At 37.1% G+C, this 19,332-nt stretch carries 18 protein-coding genes; 5 read left to right on the forward strand and 13 right to left on the reverse strand.

From position 1 onward, the window contains the following. Window positions 1–104: 104 nt before the first annotated feature. The 7 genes from cyoD to xylA form a co-directional block, all read right to left on the reverse strand. The gene (gene cyoD / locus ACWATA_RS15045; RefSeq protein ID WP_028413717.1) at window positions 105–401 is read right to left on the reverse strand and encodes a cytochrome o ubiquinol oxidase subunit IV; all 297 of its coding nucleotides are present in this window, start codon (window positions 399–401) and stop codon (window positions 105–107) included. Then, window positions 402–1,001 carry a cytochrome o ubiquinol oxidase subunit III gene (cyoC, locus tag ACWATA_RS15050; RefSeq protein WP_108674616.1) on the reverse strand — a complete coding sequence of 200 codons (600 nt, stop codon included), beginning with the start codon at window positions 999–1,001 and terminating at the stop codon, window positions 402–404. 1 nt (window position 1,002) lies between these two features. Beyond that, a complete protein-coding gene (gene qoxB / locus ACWATA_RS15055; protein ID WP_049164100.1) occupies window positions 1,003–2,970 on the reverse strand; it encodes a cytochrome aa3 quinol oxidase subunit I in 1,968 nt (655 codons plus the stop codon). Between the two features lies 1 nt (window position 2,971). Further along, window positions 2,972–3,910: a cytochrome c oxidase subunit II gene (locus ACWATA_RS15060; RefSeq protein ID WP_049166357.1), complete on the reverse strand. Its 939-nt coding sequence runs from the start codon at window positions 3,908–3,910 to the stop codon at window positions 2,972–2,974. A 737-nt stretch (window positions 3,911–4,647) separates the two neighbouring features. Then, entirely contained in the window at window positions 4,648–6,069 is a 1,422-nt protein-coding gene (xylE, locus tag ACWATA_RS15065) for a D-xylose transporter XylE (protein ID WP_049164097.1), read from the reverse strand. A gap of 301 nt (window positions 6,070–6,370) precedes the next feature. Beyond that, window positions 6,371–7,873 (reverse strand): xylulokinase, encoded by a 1,503-nt coding sequence (gene xylB, locus ACWATA_RS15070; RefSeq protein WP_049164094.1) that lies wholly within the window; start codon window positions 7,871–7,873, stop codon window positions 6,371–6,373. Window positions 7,874–7,931: 58 nt separating this feature from the next. Beyond that, window positions 7,932–9,269 carry a xylose isomerase gene (xylA, locus tag ACWATA_RS15075; RefSeq protein ID WP_049164092.1) on the reverse strand — a complete coding sequence of 446 codons (1,338 nt, stop codon included), beginning with the start codon at window positions 9,267–9,269 and terminating at the stop codon, window positions 7,932–7,934. Between the two features lie 234 nt (window positions 9,270–9,503). On the opposite strand from xylA, the gene xylR reads away from it, so the two are divergent. Next, window positions 9,504–10,661 carry a transcriptional repressor XylR gene (xylR, locus tag ACWATA_RS15080; RefSeq protein WP_064504598.1) on the forward strand — a complete coding sequence of 386 codons (1,158 nt, stop codon included), beginning with the start codon at window positions 9,504–9,506 and terminating at the stop codon, window positions 10,659–10,661. A gap of 268 nt (window positions 10,662–10,929) precedes the next feature. On the opposite strand, the gene ACWATA_RS15085 is transcribed toward xylR, so the two are convergent. Beyond that, window positions 10,930–11,826, reverse strand: coding sequence for a TetR/AcrR family transcriptional regulator (locus ACWATA_RS15085; RefSeq protein ID WP_034264617.1), 897 nt, complete (start codon window positions 11,824–11,826; stop codon window positions 10,930–10,932). A gap of 267 nt (window positions 11,827–12,093) precedes the next feature. Here ACWATA_RS15085 and ACWATA_RS15090 point away from each other — a divergent pair, with 267 nt between their 5' ends. Beyond that, complete coding sequence (locus tag ACWATA_RS15090; protein WP_049164087.1) at window positions 12,094–13,326, forward strand: cytochrome P450; 1,233 nt, start codon at window positions 12,094–12,096, stop codon at window positions 13,324–13,326. Between the two features lie 202 nt (window positions 13,327–13,528). Here the strand turns inward: ACWATA_RS15090 and ACWATA_RS15095 are convergent, their stop codons facing one another. Further along, window positions 13,529–13,993: a hypothetical protein gene (locus ACWATA_RS15095; RefSeq protein ID WP_049164084.1), complete on the reverse strand. Its 465-nt coding sequence runs from the start codon at window positions 13,991–13,993 to the stop codon at window positions 13,529–13,531. Between the two features lie 216 nt (window positions 13,994–14,209). On the opposite strand from ACWATA_RS15095, the gene ACWATA_RS15100 reads away from it, so the two are divergent. Together ACWATA_RS15100 and ACWATA_RS15105 are read left to right on the forward strand one after the other, a co-directional pair. Further along, window positions 14,210–14,632 (forward strand): CBS domain-containing protein, encoded by a 423-nt coding sequence (locus ACWATA_RS15100; RefSeq protein WP_047751169.1) that lies wholly within the window; start codon window positions 14,210–14,212, stop codon window positions 14,630–14,632. Between the two features lie 65 nt (window positions 14,633–14,697). Continuing rightward, window positions 14,698–14,823: a hypothetical protein gene (locus ACWATA_RS15105; protein ID WP_013056562.1), complete on the forward strand. Its 126-nt coding sequence runs from the start codon at window positions 14,698–14,700 to the stop codon at window positions 14,821–14,823. Window positions 14,824–14,885: 62 nt separating this feature from the next. Here ACWATA_RS15105 and ACWATA_RS15110 read toward each other — a convergent pair whose 3' ends face one another. Both ACWATA_RS15110 and ACWATA_RS15115 read right to left on the reverse strand, forming a co-directional pair. Continuing rightward, window positions 14,886–15,941: an aldose epimerase family protein gene (locus tag ACWATA_RS15110; protein WP_033578708.1), complete on the reverse strand. Its 1,056-nt coding sequence runs from the start codon at window positions 15,939–15,941 to the stop codon at window positions 14,886–14,888. Window positions 15,942–16,130: 189 nt separating this feature from the next. Next, the gene (locus ACWATA_RS15115) at window positions 16,131–16,655 is read right to left on the reverse strand and encodes a DinB family protein (RefSeq protein ID WP_033578707.1); all 525 of its coding nucleotides are present in this window, start codon (window positions 16,653–16,655) and stop codon (window positions 16,131–16,133) included. Between the two features lie 301 nt (window positions 16,656–16,956). On the opposite strand from ACWATA_RS15115, the gene ACWATA_RS15120 reads away from it, so the two are divergent. Then, on the forward strand, window positions 16,957–17,850 hold the full coding sequence (locus ACWATA_RS15120) for a sigma-70 RNA polymerase sigma factor region 4 domain-containing protein (protein WP_033578706.1): 894 nt from the start codon (window positions 16,957–16,959) through the stop codon (window positions 17,848–17,850). A gap of 63 nt (window positions 17,851–17,913) precedes the next feature. Here the strand turns inward: ACWATA_RS15120 and fsa are convergent, their stop codons facing one another. Both fsa and ACWATA_RS15130 read right to left on the reverse strand, forming a co-directional pair. Then, window positions 17,914–18,582: a fructose-6-phosphate aldolase gene (gene fsa, locus ACWATA_RS15125; protein WP_154991449.1), complete on the reverse strand. Its 669-nt coding sequence runs from the start codon at window positions 18,580–18,582 to the stop codon at window positions 17,914–17,916. Between the two features lie 60 nt (window positions 18,583–18,642). Next, a complete protein-coding gene (locus ACWATA_RS15130) occupies window positions 18,643–19,152 on the reverse strand; it encodes a hypothetical protein (RefSeq protein ID WP_033578705.1) in 510 nt (169 codons plus the stop codon). Window positions 19,153–19,332 lie beyond the last annotated feature (180 nt).

Genomic DNA, 19,332 nt, shown 5'->3' on the forward strand with positions numbered 1-19,332 from the left:
CACTTTTATTGTACTTCTTGCGCAAGCGAAAGTATGTGATTTTTATCACAAGTTATAGAAATTAATAAAAAATGGAGCCGCGCACATCGTACACGGCTTCATTTTTATTGAACTTGAGAGTTAAAAGTCATTATCCAAACAGATCCTGCTACAATCGTAATAACAAAAACGATTCCAAGTATTAAAGCCATCACATTATAACGAGGCTTCTCTCCGTCTTTAATATGCATAAAGAAAAACAATTGAACGAAAAATTGAAGCACGGCCATTCCTAGAATGCTAGCTAGTAATATATTTTTAGCAAGTACGTGGTTTAATACCAGCAGCAGAGGAATAACGGTTAAAATAATTGAGAAAATAAATCCGGTTGTATAAGCTTTTAACGACCCGTGGTTCTCCATCTACATCACCCCCATTAAATACACAACCGTGTAAAGGAAGATCCAGACGGCATCAAGAAAATGCCAGTATAAGCTGATAATCGTCACTTTTCGTTTTGTTACAGAGGTAATTCCGTATCGTTTTAACTGGATTGTAATTGAAATCATCCAAATGATTCCAACCGAAACGTGCAGCCCGTGTGTACTAACTAGTGTATAGAAAGCCGTAAAAAATGCGCTTGTGGAAATGGTTGCTCCTTCGTGAACCATAGTTTGAAATTCATGAATTTCAAGGCCAACAAAGCATACACCTAAAAGCAGAGTTACGATCAGCCAGCCAATTAAAGACTTTATTTTTCCTTTGTGCATGCTTAACACGGCCAATCCGCTTGTAAAGCTGCTCGTTAATAAGATAAACGTTTCAGAAACAAATCCTGGGACTTCAAAAAATTCCTTTCCCGTAAGGCCTCCTGCAGTATGATTAACAAGAACAGCATACGTAGCAAATAATGCTCCAAATAAGATGCAGTCCGTTACGAGGAAAAGCCAAAAACCCATAACTTTGATTTCTTCATCATGTTCATGATGATGTTCTTCGTGGTGCGCTGTCGCATATGCCATGTTACCCGACCCTCCCTACTGAATTTTCTGTATGTCGAATTTCATCAACGGGAATATAATAATCCGAGTTGTATTGAAAAGAACGAGCTAGTAAACAAGCTCCGACTCCTGTCAAACCGAATATCGCCATCCATACCCAGTGGAACGTTAAGCCAAAACCAGCAATGAACCAAAAAACTGACATAATAAACGGGATACCTGAATTCTTTGGCATATGAATTGGAGAAAAAGCCGCTGCTTCCTTCGCTTTTTTCTTTTTTCTTTCTTCTTTTATCGTCCACCACGCATCTTGCCCGGTTACTGTTGGAATCACTGCAAAATTGTAGTGCGGCGGAGGTGAAGGAATGGACCATTCTAATGTGCGGCCATTCCAAGGATCTCCTGTTACATCTCGTTCTCCGTACTTAATGCCATGAAGAATCTGCCATGCTTGAAAGATAAACCCTATGCCCATAAAGAAGGCTCCCACTGTAGAGATAACGTTCAGCGGTCCCCATCCCATGTCAAAATCGTACGTATAAATACGGCGCGTCATTCCCATAAACCCTAGTGCATATTGAGGCATGAAGCATACATAAAAACCAATATTCCACGTCCAAAATGCCCATTTGCCAAGACGGTCATTTAACTTAAAGCCAAACATTTTTGGCCACCAATAGTACAAACCTGCAAAAAAGCCGAATACAACGCCTCCGATTAACACTTGGTGAAAGTGTGCAACTAAAAAGTAGCTATTATGATACTGATAGTCTGCGGGAGCTGCTGAAAGCATAACACCCGTTGCTCCTCCCACAACAAAGCACGGGATAAAAGCAATTGTCCATAACATTGGCTGGGTCATTTGAATACGACCGCGGAACATTGTAAATAACCAGTTGAACACTTTAACACCCGTTGGAATTCCGATAGCCATCGTCGTAATAGCAAAAAACACATTTACATTAGCGCCTGCACCCATCGTAAAGAAATGATGCACCCATGTGAAATACGATAGAACGCTAATAATCATCATTGAAAAAACCATAGATTTATAGCCAAATATCTTCTTTTGAGAAAACGTTGCAACGATTTCAGAAAAAATGCCGAATGCCGGAAGCACAACGATATACACTTCAGGATGTCCCCACATCCAAATTAAGTTAATGTACATCATCGGATTTCCACCGCCGGTCATGGTAAACAAGTGTCCGTCAAAGAAGCGGTCGATAAACAATAAAGCAAGCGTTACGGTTAATACAGGAAACGCGAAAATGATAATAATACAGCTTGCTAGAACAGACCACGTGAATAGCGGCATATGCATAAGTTTCATGCCAGGCGCACGCATTTTTAAAATGGTCATAATAAAATTAATTCCAGAAGCCAAGCTGCCAATACCTGATATTTGAATGCCCCAAATATAAAAATCTTGACCTGGTCCAGGACTGAACTGCATGCCAGAAAGCGGCGGATAACTCAACCACCCTGCATCTGGCGATCCTCCGATTACAAACGACAAATTGAAAAGCATGGCGCCAAAGAAAAATAGCCAAAAGCTTACCGCGTTTAAAAAAGGATAGGCGACATCTCTTGCTCCAATTTGAAGAGGTACAACAATATTAAAGAAAGCAAACATAAGCGGCATTGCCATAAATAGAATCATAATGGTTCCGTGCGTAGTAAAAATTTCGTTGTAATGATTAGAATCTAGAAAATGCCACTGAGGAAATGCTAGTTGCATACGCATCAATAATGCATCTACTCCGCCTCGAAACAGCATTAACAATGAAGAAAGCATATACATGATTCCAATTTTTTTATGATCCACCGTTGTGAGCCACTCACGCCATAGCCACTTCCACTTTTTAAGATACGTAAGAACAAAAATAATACCGGCTAGTGTTAACAATACGGCGACATCGGCTCCGTAAATCATTGGCTCCCCTGTCACAAAAAAATGAGATGAAAAATCTTTTAATTTGTCTAACAACTTAGTTTCCTCCTTCCTGGTGCTCGTGCTGTGTATGTGCTTGTTCATCAGAAGCCACATTCATTGTCTTCATGTCTTCATTTTTCATATGGTGATGCTGACTATAATATTGACCACCGTTTTTAATGACAGTTTCTTGGAACAAACCTTTAGGAATGGTAGAATACGATTTCTCTAAAGAAAGACCTTGTTTTGCAAGACTGTTATAATCAGCTTTTGTTAAAGCTGGTGCTGTTTCTTTTACTTGCCTTACCCACTGATTAAATTCTTTTGTCGATGTAGATTTAACTTTAAAGTTCATATGAGCGAACCCTTCACCCGTAAAATTAGCACCTGAACCAAAATATTCTCCCTTGTGATTAGCTTGTAGCCAAAGCCCCATGGCCATTCCCGGCATTGTATATAATTGTCCTCCTAGCTGGGGTACCCAAAAGGAATTCATAGGTGCATCTGACGTTAGCACGAATTGAACGGGCACATTCTTTGGAATTTCGACATAGTTGACTGTCGCAATATCTTGATCCGGATATTGGAATAACCATTTCCAATCAAGAGACGTTACTTCAATCGTTAGCGGCTTTACATCTTTTTTCGGCGGATCTACTAATTCATAAGTCGTCTTGGCCGTAGCGAAACCTAAAATGCCAATAATAATAATGGGGATGCCCCACCAAATAAATTCAAGACGCTTGCTATCGTCCCAATCTGGTCGATACGGAGCCTTGTTTCCAGGCTTATCACGGTAGCGTAAAACGATATACACAAGCAGACCTAAAACAGGAATAACGACAATTGCGCATAAAATTATGGAAAAAATAATTAACTGGTATTCTTTTTGAGCTACCGCCCCCTGTGGATTTAAAATCAAATAACGACTATCACAGCCTGCTAAAAAAATTGTGATGAATACGGAGAGAATGATTAACTTGACAATATGCATTGATTTTTGCTTTCTCACCTCAGCTCAGGCTCCCTTCCTTTAAATCTCTGTACATAATAATGGTATATAAACGTTCATATTAGAGATGCATCTCAACAGATCAAAAGGCTAAAAACCTCCTAACATATTGAAGTTTGTCATGACATATTGCTTACTCCTAAAAAATTATCATGTTGTATGTTTAAAAGGTGTGATATTTCTCACACTTGAAGCAATTTTTATTTAGTTTAAATGGCTTTACCATAATTTCGTCACATATTTGGTTAAATGTGGTGTGAAATATCTTTCTCCTAGCGCGTAGATTCTGATAAAAGTAAAAAAGCTCTTCCAGTTCTTATTAACTGGAAGAGCTTTTTGGGAGTAATGAAGTATGGAGCTTTATTTCTTACTAGTTTGTTTGCTTTACTTGCTGAAACATCCAATCAATCATTTTCTGATTCCGATACGTTGGAACCCATGAAGCATGGTCATACTTTAATTCTTTAGGATATTCCGTATATAGCGGATGCCCCCCAGATTTTTTGTAAATTCATTGCACCGTTATTTATATTTACGATAAAACACTCCTCATAAAAAAACTATATTTCTATTTTTAAAGAGGCTTATCACTATAGCAATATCCTTTAAAAAAGCTATCCACTTTCTTCATAAAGGTTACATATTAAAAACACCTAAAGATAGTTTAGGTGTTTTTGAAAGTTTTATATTCATCTTTCCTCTAAGCAAAAGCTTAATGGTTATATGGCCTTCTTACTCTTTGAAGCCTCTTGTTTTTTTCTCCACATATTTTCCATTTGTTCAAGAGTTCTACCTTTTGTTTCAGGAATAAATTTCCAAACAAATAAAGCAGAAAGTACACTCATTAAACCGTAGAAACCATATGTTAATCCTCCGCTATATTCCATCATCACAGGATACGTAGAGGAAATAAAATAGTTAGCTGCCCATTGAGCAGCTACGGCAATAGCTACAGCACGACCTCTAATTTTATTAGGAAAAATCTCTGAAATGAGCACCCAACAAATTGGCCCCCATGACATCATAAAGGAAGCTGTATAAATAATGATAAATACAAGCGTCCCTATACCAATGATGTTTGAAAAAGCCATGCTTGCTACACCGAACATTCCAATGGCCATTCCGATAGACCCTGTTATTAATAAAGGTTTTCTTCCCAAACGATCAACTGTCAAAATTGCAATTACTGTAAAAATAACATTTACTAATCCCATAATAATGGTTTGCAGCATAGAAGAACCTTTAGCTGCTCCCATGCTTTCAAAAATACGCGGAGCATAATATAGAGCTACATTGATTCCTACAAACTGTTGAAATACAGAAAGCAGTATACCTACAACGATAACTAATTTTCCATATGCCAATAATTTTCCAGACGAAACATTGGTAGAAATTGTTTGTTTAATATCTTCTAAAATTGATTTCGCTTCTGAAGACCCATTAATTTTAGTTAGTATGGCTAAAGCTTTTTGATCTTGATTCTGTATAGCTAAGTAGCGAGGCGTTTCAGGAACTAAAAACAAGAGTGATGCAAAGAGTAAAGCTGGAATAGCTCCTGAAGCAAACATGTATCTCCAACCCACATCATTAATCCATTCTAAGGTTTCCCCATTTGCAATACCCCAATTCACGAAGTAAACGACTAACATTCCAAAAATAATCATAAATTGATTAAATGATACCAATCTGCCGCGAATATCTGCCGGTGCAATTTCTCCTATATAGATGGGACAAATGGCTGATGCTAAGCCAACACCAATCCCACCTATAATGCGGTAGAAGTTAAAAGCTAGTAACAAAGAGAGTGTCGGTTCCCCTTTTGTGAAAAATAAAAACTCAGGATAAGAAGCTCCTAACGCTGAGACTATAAAAAGAATAGCTGCTAGTATAAGTGATTGTTTGCGTCCTAGTTTCGTCGCAAAATAACCAGATACCAATCCTCCAATAATACATCCTATCAAAGCACTTGATACAGTAACACCGTGTGCTAAAGATCCTAACCCTAAGCTGTCAATAAGATACACCTTTAATGATTCTTCAGCTCCAGATATTACAGCTGTATCATATCCAAACAGTAACCCTCCGATAGCGGCAACTAAGGTAATAGAAAAAATATATAATGAGTTTCGATTTTGTTTCATGCGTTGTTAAAAGCAGTTAGTTAAGAGTAACAGTAGAAGTTCTATTTCTAACTGAGTTCGCCCTTATTTGAATGCGTTTTCAAATTCTTGGAACACAAAAGAAATTTTCGTCGTCTATTGGACTAACTGCTCTTATCCTCCCCTCTAACGTACGTATTTTTCTATCGAATCAAATCTTACTACAGCATTTTCCATACTTCCTTTTGTGTCAGGTATATCGATATACAACCATAATCAAATAATACAAGCTACTTTCATATGAGGCTCCTTTTTAAAGTAAGGTTGTATATTTTGTAATCTATTACTTCCCTTTAAATTCATCTAGCTTTTTACTTAGGTCGTATGTTTGAAGATATACTTCTTTATATAATTCATAAAGCTGTTTATAGACTTGTACATGTTCTGCGTTAGGATAATATGTTTTTGAAGACGTAATAAATACGTTTGCACACTCTTCCAATGAGTTGTACCAGCCACAGCCATAAGCTGCTAGCATGGCTGCTCCTAACGCTGGGCCTTGTTCAGTAGATAACTTTACGATTTTTGCATTAAAAACGTCTGCTTGAATTTGAAGCCAGTGATCGTTTTTTGCTCCCCCGCCGATTGATACAATAGACGTAATTTCCTTTCCGTTTTCTCGAAAAATTTCAATTGATTCATTTAATGAAAACGTAATCCCTTCAATAACTGCCCGCGTAAAGTCTCTCTTTTTATGAGAGGCATCCATCCCTATAAAACTTCCGCGAATCGTAGCATCTGCATGCGGTGTACGTTCCCCGACTAAGTAAGGGGTAAATAAAAGGCCATTTGAGCCGATTGGGACATTTTTTAGGTCGGCCAACAATTCTTCAAACGTATCGTTTTCTGCGAAATTTTCCTTAAACCAGCTTAAACTGTGACCAGCGGATAATGTAACGCCCATTGTATAAAAGGCATTTTCTTTTCCATGATTAAAATAGTGGACTTTTCCACCAAAGTCTCTATTGCTTCGTTCCTCATAAGAAAGAACAACCCCAGATGTCCCAATGCTACATAGTGTTTCCCCTGATGATAAAATGCCGGCGCCGATTGCTCCGCAAGCATTATCAGCCCCGCCTGCAAATACTTTTGTTGAAGTAGCTAACCCCGTTTTTTGAGAGAATGATTCACTAATATTGCCTATGCATTCACTAGATTCGACTAGTGGCGGACAAAGGTTAATATTGACTCCTACTAATTGGCAAAGCTCACTATCCCATTTTTTCTTGCTGATGTTTAATAATAATGTACCGGCAGCATCTGAATATTCACTATGAATAAAGCCAGTCATCTTAAAACGCAAATAGTCTTTGGGTAGCATAAATACAGCTGTTTTTTTAAATATCGCCGGTTCATACTCTTTTACCCACAATAACTTAGGAAGAGTAAATCCTTCTAAAGCCTGGTTTTTTGTTATTTCTAAAAGACGTTTTTCTCCAATCACTTTATAGAGATGATGACATTGTTCTGTTGTTCTTGTGTCATTCCACAAAATGGCGTTACGTAATAGGTTATAGTTTTCATCCAGCAGCACAAGGCCATGCATCTGTCCAGAATAACTAATTCCTTCTATATCTTCGGGTTTTATATTAGCGTTAGCAATTAATTCATTTAAAGCACTAGCCGTCTGCTGAACCCATTCTTCAGGATTCTGTTCGCTATATCCTGTTTTTTCATGAAGGAGAGGATAATTTTTAGAAACCACAGCGCAAATCTCGCCTTTTGTATCAACTAAAACCGTTTTTACCGCACTTGTTCCTAGATCAATTCCAATTACATATTTCATCTTGATACCTCCGCGTTTATAAACGAGAGTAGAAATTGTTTCTACTCTCGTTTGTCCTTTAAACTTCTAAAATATATTGATTTAAAATGGCCTTTAACCGTTCTTGTCTTCCTGATTTATTCACAATATTCGGATTTTTAAACGCGTACTGCTCCAGTGTATGGAAGTTAGCTTTTCCTTCCACAATCTCAAGCCCAATTCCCTCTTTAAAGCTGCTGTAGCGCTCGTTGATAACGTTTTCGAAAACACGATCTTCTACTAATTTATGTGCTACTTTCAATCCTCGAGCAAACGCATCCATTCCTGCTACATGAGCATAGAGTAAATCGTCTTGTTCAAAAGAACCTCTGCGTACTTTGGCATCAAAGTTTAATCCTCCGCTGCCCAACCCTCCATTTTGCAGGATTTCATACATTGCTAGCGTCGTAGAATATAAATCCGTCGGGAATTCATCTGTATCCCAGCCTAAAAGAGGGTCACCTTGGTTTGCATCCACTGATCCTAATAAGCCTTGTACTCTAGCTACTCGTAATTCGTGTTCAAATGTATGCCCAGCTAACGTTGCGTGGTTAGCTTCTAGATTAAGTTTGAAGTATTTATCTAATCCGTATTGTCTTAAAAATGAAATAGTTGTTGCTGCATCGGTATCATACTGATGTGTCGTAGGCTCTTTAGGTTTAGGTTCAATTAAAAACTGCCCCGTATATCCAATTTCGGTTGCATAATCTACAGCCATATGCATAAATCTGGCTAAGTTATCTAACTCTAACTGTAAATTTGTGTTAAGCAGTGTTTCATATCCCTCACGGCCGCCCCAGAATACATAATTTTCTGCGCCTAGTTCTTTTGCTGTTTCAAGCCCCTTTTTTACTTGAGCCGCCGCATAAGCAAATACATCTGCATTACAAGAAGTAGCTGCACCATGAACGAACCGGGGATTTGTAAACATATTCGCTGTGTTCCATAATAACTTTACGTTACTTGTTTGCATGTATTCTTTGATCATAGTGACGATAACATCAAGATTTTTATTTGTTTCTTGCAACGTACTGCCCTCAGGAGCAATGTCTCGATCATGAAATGCGAAGAATGGAACATTTAATGTTTCAAAAAGTTGAAAAGCTGCCTCAACTCTCGCTTTTGCTAAATCCATTCCATCATATCTATCCCAAGATCTTTGCATAGTAGCTGCGCCAAAAGGATCCGTACCATCTGCTGTAAACGTGTGCCAGTAAGCAACAGAAAAACGCAGCTGATCTTTCATCGTTTTACCGCCTACTACTTCTTCAGGGTTATAGTATTTAAAAGCTAAGGGATTTTTAGAATCTTTACCTTCATATAAAATTTTGTTTACGCTTTCAAAAAAATTAATTTTATTAGTACTAGTTTGGACCATTTGTCATTTCCCCCTTTGATTTAAGTGAACAAGTTTATTCATCAACTATCTTATTTGAGTTAGTTTGTTTATCCAATAAACTAACTTTATCTCATCATATACAAAATAAATGTTTATTTCAATGTTTTTTTTAGAAAATTTAGTTATAATATTAGATATGATACTTTTAAATATCTAATTCAACCTTCTAAAAACACCAACTTAGTTCGATAGATAAACAAAGGAGTGGTTATTATTCAAATTGCAGATCAAGCTTTAGTAAAAAAAATGAATCAAAAATTAATATTAGATGAAATTTTAAAGAACTCCCCTGTCTCCAGGGCAACTCTCTCTGAGATTACAGGATTAAACAAGTCAACTGTCTCCTCCCAAGTAAATACCCTGCTTGAAAAAGATTTTATTTTTGAAATTGGGGCAGGGCAATCTAGAGGCGGCAGAAGACCTGTAATGCTTGTTTTTAATAAGAATGCAGGCTACTCGATTGGTATTGATATAGGAGTCGACTATCTTAACGGAATTCTAACCGACTTAGAAGGAAATATTATTCTCGAGAAGACTTCTGACTTGTCTAGTTCTTCCGCTAGTGAAGTAAAAGAGATTTTATTTGCACTTATTCATGGTTTTGTAACCCATATGCCTGAGTCCCCTTATGGTCTAGTCGGAATAGGAATTTGTGTTCCAGGCCTTGTAGATCGTCATCAGCAAATTATTTTCATGCCTAACTTAAATTGGAATATCAAAGATTTGCAGTTTTTAATTGAGAGTGAGTTTAATGTTCCAGTTTTTGTTGAAAATGAAGCTAATGCAGGAGCATACGGTGAAAAAGTATTTGGTATGACAAAAAACTATGAAAACATCGTTTACATCAGTATTAATGTCGGAATTGGAACTGGACTTGTTATTAACAACGAATTGTATAAAGGTGTTCAGGGTTTTTCTGGGGAAATGGGTCATATGACGATAGATTTTAATGGCCCCAAATGTAGCTGTGGAAATCGAGGCTGTTGGGAATTATATGCTTCTGAAAAAGCGTTACTGGCTTCGCTCTCTAAAGAAGAAAAGAATATTTCTCGAAAAGAGATTGTGGAACGCGCAAATAAAAATGATGTAGAAATGTTAAATGCACTTCAAAACTTTGGCTTTTATATCGGAATTGGATTAACCAATATTCTTAATACATTTGATGTAGAAGCTGTTATCTTGAGAAATCATATAATTGAATCTCATCCCATTGTTTTAAATACGATTAAAAACGAAGTTTCTTCTAGAGTCCATTCTCATTTAGACAATAAATGTGAACTACTGCCTTCTTCGTTAGGAAAAAATGCACCTGCTTTAGGAGCGGTTTCTATCGTTATTGATTCTTTTTTAAGTGTTACCCTTATAAGTTAGTTAAGTGAACGCAAAGGTTAGCAAACTATATCACGTTTGATCTTAAGAATGAAGGAGCTACTTTCGATTAATTGATTTTCTATAAAAGGGAAAGAATTACCCTCTTCTATTAAGAGTGTTATGTCTGTCTCCACCCTCACCTTTTCATCCCATGCAGCCAGTCACCTATCATAACGGCAACTGGCTGTTTATATGTTTTATAGGCAATCTTCTCTTTCTTATATGACGCAGAGCCTTGACTGTTAGTTTAGCTCATGTGCTTTTTAAATTATGAAGAATGTCTTGTCAGAGTAGTTACGACTTCCTTATATTCCTCTAGCTCTTTGGTCTGGGCGAGAGTATTGATTTTCTCTAGCGATAAAAGAGAACTCTGAATAATGAATGTGCGAGGCTCCGTATCATTTTGCAGCAATTCATCCGATATAAACGTAACAAATTCTAGACTTCTCTTTCGTTCCTCTTCATTTGTTAGTTTATTTTCAATCACCCGTTTTAACTTCGCAGTTACACGCGTCAGATCTGTCGAAAAATGACTTTCTGTTTTCTTATTAAATACCGCAGAGTAAACGGAAGGGTTAAATAACTGTTCTTTTTGTTCTGCTACTTCGATTATGATTTCCTCTGTACGCTTCATGCAATAATGGACAATTTGTTCAATAGGTAATGGATAGTCCAGCGCTTTGTTCATTTTAAACATATTGTTAAGCATTCCTTCTAGCAGCACAGCTCCATCAAATAAATAAGGAGAAGTCTTAGATGGAAAAACCTGCTGAAAACGTTCATATATCCAGTTGAATGTTGCAGCTTTTAATTCCTCTATATAATGAAATGTTTTAACTTCATTTAAAACGAGTGTACTTTCAATCATTTCAGGAATTTTGTTTTGCTCTGCAAAGTTCATCATAAAGATCATCTGTTCTTGAAATCCCTTCTGATTATCCTCTCTATATTCAATGGCTACTTTTTCTCTTTGTAGAATAAGTGATTCTTGCAGAGACGAAAGTAATGAAATAAGCAGTTCGCTTTTAGATGAAAAATATTTATAAAATGTTCCTTTTGAAATCCCGCTTCTTTCTAATATATCTTGTACCGAAGTGTCTACGTATCCTTTTTCCATAAAAAGCTGGTGCGTATGCCCTAAAATATCGAGCTGTTTTTGATTCATTTCTGTTACTCCTCTGTTTACAATTTACTTTTTATTTAGTATAACTTATCTGCCTTTTCCTACGTGAATTTTATCCTTTTTCCTTGATAACCAAGTAAAAATAATTATATACTATTAGTACATTTTTATACTACATGTATAAAAATGTACTAATAGTATAGGTTAATTCGACAAAGTAACTATTTATCTAGCAAGTGACAACTACTGAGCGCTATGTAGTTAGTAAATTCCAAATCTATACCTATTCTGAAGGAGGAATAAGATCATATGAACAAAGAAGTCATTCCCGTTACAGAAATTCCAAAATTTCAATCACGTGCAGAAGAGTTTTTCCCTATCCAATGGTATAAAGAAATGTTGAACAACTCCCCCGTTTATTTTCATGAAGAAACAAACACATGGAATGTATTCCAATACGAACATGTTAAACAAGTCTTGAGCAACTACGAATTTTTTTCAAGCGATGGACAAAGAACCACTATTTTTGTTGGAGATAATAGCAAGAAAAAAAGCACATCTCCAATCACCAACCTTACAAACTTAGATCCTCCTGACCACCGGAAAGCGCGATCTTTGCTTGCTTCCGCCTTTACTCCTCGCAGTTTAAAGAACTGGGAGCCGCGAATCAAACAAATTGCAGCAGACCTTGTAGAAGCGATACAAAAAAATTCAACTATTAATATTGTTGAAGATTTATCTTCTCCTTTTCCTAGTTTAGTTATAGCAGATTTATTCGGCGTACCGGTAAAAGACCGATATCAGTTCAAAAAGTGGGTAGATATTCTTTTTCAGCCTTATGACCAAGAAAGATTAAAAGAGATTGAACAAGAAAAGCAACGTGCAGGAGCTGAATATTTTCAATATCTCTACCCGATTGTCGTTGAAAAGCGCTCCAACCTTTCTGATGATATTATTTCAGACTTAATTCAAGCCGAAGTTGATGGTGAAACATTCACAGATGAAGAAATTGTACACGCTACCATGCTGCTTCTAGGTGCAGGCGTTGAAACCACAAGTCACGCCATTGCAAATATGTTTTATTCTTTTTTATATGACGACGAGTCGTTATACAGCGAGCTGAGAAACAATAGAGAATTAGCTCCAAAAGCCGTAGAAGAAATGCTTCGATATCGGTTTCATATCTCCAGACGAGATCGCACGGTTAAACAAGATAACGAGCTATTAGGCGTTAAACTAAAAAAAGGAGATGTCGTTATTGCGTGGATGAGTGCGTGTAATATGGATGAAAATATGTTTGAAAACCCTTTTTCTGTAGACATTCATCGTCCAACTAATAAAAAGCACTTAACGTTCGGAAACGGACCTCATTTTTGTTTGGGCGCCCCTCTTGCCCGGCTTGAAATGAAATTTATATTAGAAGCATTTTTAGAGACATTTTCTCACATCGAACCGTTTGAAGATTTTGAATTGGAATCGCATTTAACAGCTTCAGCTACCGGTCAATCTTTAACATACTTGCCCATGACGGTGTACAAATAAAGGTTATGTACGTAATAAAGCAGAGAAACGTGAAAGAGATTTACCTTCTCCGTCACGCTTCTCTTTTTGTTATTCCACTATTTATTGGATTTTTAGTATCTTTGCTAAGTATTTATGTAGTACACTTGAAGGTCTTCAATACCATTTACAATTGGCAGTAAGCGACACTTAAATGCCGATGAGCTCGTTAACGAACTATCACCTATTGCCTTCTCTGCCTTAATACATCTTCTATAAAATGCTGATACAAATAATTAATAAGAGCAGTCGCAATCGAGATCACAAAAAGTTGGAAACGCGTCATGTTGACCATTTTGTATACCTTTAGTTTTTCTGCCAGACTGGTCAAAGGGTAAGCAAATAGATAGTCAAATAGGACGTTAATTAACAAATATTTTTTGAAATTCCCATAGGTCAGCTTGAATACCCAAAAATTAGCTATAAAAAACGGTCCAAATATAAAAGAAACGTCGCTTGAAAGTTTAGGGAAAAGAGGTTTCCTTACTTTCCACCATGTAAAGCTTTTAGATAACTCACTGATAAAAGCAATAACTAATGAACTAAATGTCAAAACAGGTAGGTATCTTTTAAAGACAAATTTATCAACTTTTACTATAGACAGCCAAGGCAATACAAGTACTGCCAACAGCGTTAACTTTCCTTTCATTATGTACCCAACTCCTGCCGTTACGAAAGTGTAAGCTAAATCATATTCTTTTTAGTTTGTGTAATAGGTTCTTTTTTATGTGTTTATTACACTGCGTTAGTTCTTTTATTCGCCTTTTATTACAAGATTTTTTGCTTTCAGGAAATTATTGATTCTCATATTCTGCATGTGCATGGAGAAAATACGGAGGTGAATGTTTAAAGGGAGGAATTAAAAATGACCACAGTACGTGAAGTTATGACTCAAGATGTGAAAGCTTGTGCACCGCACGACCCAGTAACAGCTGCAGCAAAATTAATGCGTGATATTAATTGTGGGTCTGTGCCAGTGTGTCAAGAAAATCGAGTAATGGGAATGATCACAGACCGTGATATCGTGTTAAACTGCGTGGCGGATGGAAAAGATTGCAACACTGTGCATTGCCATGATTGTATGACTAAAGATGTGATTACTTGTTCTCCAGATACGGATATTCATGAATGTGCACGTATGATGGCCGATCATCAAATTCGCCGCATTATTGTAGTGGAGAATAATAATATGGTTGGAATCTGTGCAATCGGTGACCTTGCGACCGTGAACGTATATGTTGATGAAGCCGGTGCAGCATTAAGCGAAATTTCTAATCAAGTTCATTAAAACTTTTTAGCATATAAATCCTTAATGTTTGTACAAAATAACCCTGTCTGCAAGGAGGTGCTAATATGCCAAATTTAAACGATAACAAATTTAAAAAGATTCAGTCTGAGAGTCAAAAGCAAGGAAAGTCTCAAGAAGAATATGCGGCTGAGCTTGACGCTAATCGTGCAAAAAGCCAAAAGAAAAAGTAAGAATAAAAAAGGATTACAATCGGCAGAGGCTCGTTTGTAATCCTTTTTATCATTCCGTTTTGTTACAGGCTGCGATCAGTTATAAATGTATAGTGAGTAGATGCTTCATATTTCTCACCAGGCTTTAATACACAAGAAGGAAAATGCTTATGATGAATAGCGTCTGGTAAACCTTGTGTTTCCAAGCAAACACCGAGGTATTTCTCTGAGTGAACCCCTCTAATTTCAAATTCTTCGTCTAGATGATTTCCCGTATAGAGAACAACTGAAGGCTGATCCGTTTTGACTTCTATTTTGCGACCGCTTGCTGGATCAAATAATGACATCTGGTTTTCAGTTTCTGCTTCTAAAAGAAATGGATGATCGTATCCTTTACCAACTAATACATTTTGCGGATGTGTAGATTCCACTCCTTCCTTGAGGCTATGTCCTTCTCTAAAATCAAATGGGGTATCTGTGACACTTATCGTTTCTCCAGTAGGTAAAAGATCATCATTCAGCTCTAAGAATTCGTTACTTTTCAGCTTTAAAACATGATCTAAGACCGTTTCCTTTAGATTTCCGCTTAAATTGAAATACGTATGGTTTGTTAAATTGATAAGAGTGTCTTGATCTGTTGTTCCTTCGTAAGAGATATGAAACTCATTTTTATTAGTCAACGTATACGTAACTTTCACTTCAAGATTGCCAGGGTACCCTTCTTCTCCATCTTTACTTACATATGTAAATTCAACACCTACGTGATCACTTGCCTCGATTGTTTTTGCATGCCATATTTTGTGGCTAAACCCTTCTGAACCGCCATGCAAATGGTTGTTTCCTTCATTTTTCTCTAGACGATAGGTTTTATTATTAAGCTCAAAGGCTGCTCCACCTATACGCCCCGCTACGCGTCCGACCACAGCTCCGAAATAAGGAGAATACTTTTGGTATTCTTCTATTGAATCAAATCCCAAGACAACACTTTCAATCTTCCCTTCAGAATCCGGCATTTCAATATTTGATATCACACATCCATAGTCAAGGCAGGTAATTTTAAGCCCTTCATCATTTAATAAGGTATAAGCATGTACAGCTTGATTGTTTAGTTCGCCAAATTTCTCAAAATTCACTTTCATTTTTAATCAGTCCAATCCTCTTTTTATTCGTAAATTGCTTAACGGACCCTACATGTTATACACAGGGGATATGTTCTTATAGTTCCCTCTGCAATCCTTCCTGAATCTTCATTATTCTCATTTTATTGTAATCGTGTACATTTCCTAATTCAAGCTTGAATGATAAAGGCTGGCTACTGTTTGTCATTGCTATTTCTTTAGTATTCCTAAGTATTCTTCCCAAGGTCCTACATCTTCTCTGTATCGTTCTGCCATTACTCGAACAATTTGGGCAATATGCGTTAAATCGTGAGCAACCCAAGTCGAGAGCAACTCTCTGACTTTTACTTCCCCAAACTCCGGGTGTTCTCCTCTCACTTCAAGATGCTTTTCAGGCTTAATTAACAGCTTTAGTTGTTGTAAATTCTGCATTCTTATCATGTTGAATTCAAGAAGCTTTTCTTCAATAGAACTAGTAGATTCCTTGTGTAAATGAGCATAGCGATCAAATGGAGGGAAAGCTCCTCCTTTTCCTTCTTGAAGGATGAATTTTAGCCTTGGTATCCAATTGTTTTTTTCTGCTTCTATTAAATGTTCTATTATTTCCGAGGTACTCCAAGTTCCTTCTCCTTCATTACATTGCAGCCACCCTGCAGATAGACCCGACAAAAGTTTTTCTAGCGTCTTAGGCGTACGCTCAAGTATTTCGGTCGCTTCTTTTAAATTAAAATTCATGCTCATTCCCCTTTCTCAACGTAATGATGCTGAGCTGTCAGTTATGTAAAAATTCTTGCGATTCTAGTCAATTTTATCACAATTGACTTCTATTAAAGGAAGGAGATAATCTTCTCCTTCCTTTAATGCTTACTAAAACAAAAACAGAACACACGTTTGGTTTTTCTCTAGAAATATGATAAAATATATATAGGCTAAAACGCAGTGAGTATCAGTCTGAATAGATATTGCTCATCCGTAAAATAGATTACTAGATGCTTTTTCATCTTGAGCTTTCCGTGTGAATTGGAGTGAGACAACAGTGAGTAAAAATCAAAAACGATGGACACAAGAAGAAGATAGATTTCTCATCGAACATTACGGCGTGATGACGCTTCAAAAAATGGGTGAGCATTTACATAGAAGCAAAGAATCAGTTAACAAACGGCTTACTCGATTAGATCTTCGTGCTTCAGATACCGCTTTACGTAAAAAATGGACGCCGAAACAAGATGCTTTTTTACAGCAGAACATCGATACCATGAATAACCGAGAAATGGCAGACTCCTTAGGCAGAAGTCCTTCGTCTATTGCTACGCGCATAAAAGTCTTGGGTTTAACTCGAAAAACTGCGATGCGAAGATGGACCGTACAAGAAGACGAATATTTGCTAAGGTATTACGGAATAAAACCCCTTTCGCGCATATCAGCGAAATTGCAGCGAAGTGTGCAGGCACTAGAATCGAGGTTAAGTCGTTTAGAGGTGTATGGAGCTAAATCGCACGTAGGACATATCACAGCGTGTGAGCTAGCAGCCTGCCTTGAAGTAGATGTTCATACAATTTACAAGTGGATTCATAAAGAGGATCTACCGTATAAAATGATCATCGCCAAGACAAGAACATTCATGGGAATTGACATTCAATCTTTTTGGAAGTGGGCTGAACAAAATAAATCGTGCCTTAACTTTTTTAAAATACCTAAAAATACGCTTATTCCAGAACCAGCGTGGGTGAATGAACAAAGAAAACTAGATTATGTAAAGCGCCCTAAATACGAGCATAAAAAGTGGACAGCAGAAGAAGATGCTAAATTGTGGCGTATGTTTTATCAGGAAAAGCGCAATCAGCGAGAAATTGGGCAGCTGCTCGGGCGTTCGAGAAATAGCGTGCAGCGACGCTTAGAGCGTTTACGCAAAAAGAAACTAGCTAGTTAAACGATAAAAAGCTTGGAATAAGCTATGCTTACCCCAAGCTTTTTTTATTGATATGACTTTTGGTTAAGCTTTAACTGCTTTTTCCCAATCTGCTGCAAATTTTTCCATTCCTTGGTCAGTTAACGGGTGTTTTGCTAATTGCTCAATAACAGCGTATGGAATTGTGGCAATATGAGCCCCTGCAAGTGCTACGCGCGTTACATGATCCGGGTGTCTTACAGATGCGGCGATAATTTGAGAGTCGATGTTTTGAACGCGGAATAACTCCGCAATTTTAGATACTAGCTGTACTCCGTCTTCTGAAATATCGTCAAGACGTCCTAAAAATGGAGAAACATACGTCGCTCCAGCACGAGCTGCTAAAAGCGCTTGGTTTACTGTAAAGATTAGGGTTACATTTGTTTTTATGCCTTTTTTTGCAAGGTAGCGCGTCGCTTCCAAGCCAGCCAATGTCATAGGCAGCTTAATCGTAATATTTTTATCTCCGTCGTTAATTTTAATCAGTTCCTCAGCTTGAGCGATCATGTCTTCAGCAGAAAGTGCGTCAGGCGTTACCTCAGCGGAAACGGATTCAACCTCCGGTACCATTTGAAGAATTTCTTCGATGCGGTCTTCAAATCTTACGCCTTCTTTTGCTACTAAAGATGGATTGGTTGTTACACCTGCTAGAACACCAACTTTATATGCTTTCTTAATATCCTCAAGGTTTGCTGTATCAATAAAAAATTTCATCTCACTATTCCTCCTTATTGTTGTACATCAATCTGCATCTCAACTTGCGTGAACTATCGCCTAGCCAATTTGCTGCAGGGCATATAGATTTTCTATAGAAGCGTTTTCAATCTCTTTTGCAGTTAATACCTTTAGTTTTTCTAAAAATTGTATAGCGTCCACGCGGTCTTCGATGTCTTCCTCTGTACGAATATTCTCCGTTTTAATCTGATGGATACATTCGTTGATGACTTCTTTGTACGCATTTGTTTGGATAAACCATTCTGCTAACAGCGTTTTTGTTGCTTCTCTTTCTTCTTCACTTTTAACTGCAAACAAACTTTCTGTTTCCGTTTCACTCAGCATAAGGCTGCTAAAATCGTGATTCATACAAAGCCAAAAATAACCTTTTTGGCTATCGTAATACTTTCCTTCTCTTAAAAGAAAATACTTGATTCCAAATTTAATTTTATGAGATTGGTTCTCTGAACTCGGCATATGAATTTCTTTTATTTCTACGCTTTCTGGTACATCCAGATATGTTTCTAAACCGTACTTTGTATTCACTACTTTTGCATCCAATATGTCCATTCTCATTCTCCTTTTCTCAAGTTCTATTTATTTTTATAAAAAAACAGAGGTCTGATTTTATGTAATAACGAATCCAGTTTTTGTGGATGTTTTTCTTAACCAACCGACATGTTTTACTGTTTACGCTTTCATTATATATCAGATTATTCGAAAAATCATCAAAAACAATCAAATTCATTC

Source organism: Priestia sp. USM5, assembly GCF_058323215.1.

What these genes read in the sequence shown, in the direction of transcription:
- xylA (WP_049164092.1), bottom strand. Translation starts at nt 9,269, where the DNA reads ATGGTCCAAACTAGTACTAATAAAATTAATTTTTTTGAAAGCGTAAAC.
- ACWATA_RS15085 (WP_034264617.1), bottom strand. Translation starts at nt 11,826, where the DNA reads ATGAATCAAAAACAGCTCGATATTTTAGGGCATACGCACCAGCTTTTT.
- ACWATA_RS15110 (WP_033578708.1), bottom strand. Translation starts at nt 15,941, where the DNA reads ATGAAAGTGAATTTTGAGAAATTTGGCGAACTAAACAATCAAGCTGTA.
- ACWATA_RS15100 (WP_047751169.1), top strand. Translation starts at nt 14,210, where the DNA reads ATGACCACAGTACGTGAAGTTATGACTCAAGATGTGAAAGCTTGTGCA.
- cyoD (WP_028413717.1), bottom strand. Translation starts at nt 401, where the DNA reads ATGGAGAACCACGGGTCGTTAAAAGCTTATACAACCGGATTTATTTTC.
- xylB (WP_049164094.1), bottom strand. Translation starts at nt 7,873, where the DNA reads ATGAAATATGTAATTGGAATTGATCTAGGAACAAGTGCGGTAAAAACG.
- ACWATA_RS15095 (WP_049164084.1), bottom strand. Translation starts at nt 13,993, where the DNA reads ATGAAAGGAAAGTTAACGCTGTTGGCAGTACTTGTATTGCCTTGGCTG.
- ACWATA_RS15115 (WP_033578707.1), bottom strand. Translation starts at nt 16,655, where the DNA reads ATGAATTTTAATTTAAAAGAAGCGACCGAAATACTTGAGCGTACGCCT.
- ACWATA_RS15130 (WP_033578705.1), bottom strand. Translation starts at nt 19,152, where the DNA reads ATGGACATATTGGATGCAAAAGTAGTGAATACAAAGTACGGTTTAGAA.
- cyoC (WP_108674616.1), bottom strand. Translation starts at nt 1,001, where the DNA reads ATGGCATATGCGACAGCGCACCACGAAGAACATCATCATGAACATGAT.
- fsa (WP_154991449.1), bottom strand. Translation starts at nt 18,582, where the DNA reads ATGAAATTTTTTATTGATACAGCAAACCTTGAGGATATTAAGAAAGCA.
- ACWATA_RS15105 (WP_013056562.1), top strand. Translation starts at nt 14,698, where the DNA reads ATGCCAAATTTAAACGATAACAAATTTAAAAAGATTCAGTCTGAGAGT.
- xylE (WP_049164097.1), bottom strand. Translation starts at nt 6,069, where the DNA reads ATGAAACAAAATCGAAACTCATTATATATTTTTTCTATTACCTTAGTT.
- ACWATA_RS15060 (WP_049166357.1), bottom strand. Translation starts at nt 3,910, where the DNA reads ATGCATATTGTCAAGTTAATCATTCTCTCCGTATTCATCACAATTTTT.
- ACWATA_RS15090 (WP_049164087.1), top strand. Translation starts at nt 12,094, where the DNA reads ATGAACAAAGAAGTCATTCCCGTTACAGAAATTCCAAAATTTCAATCA.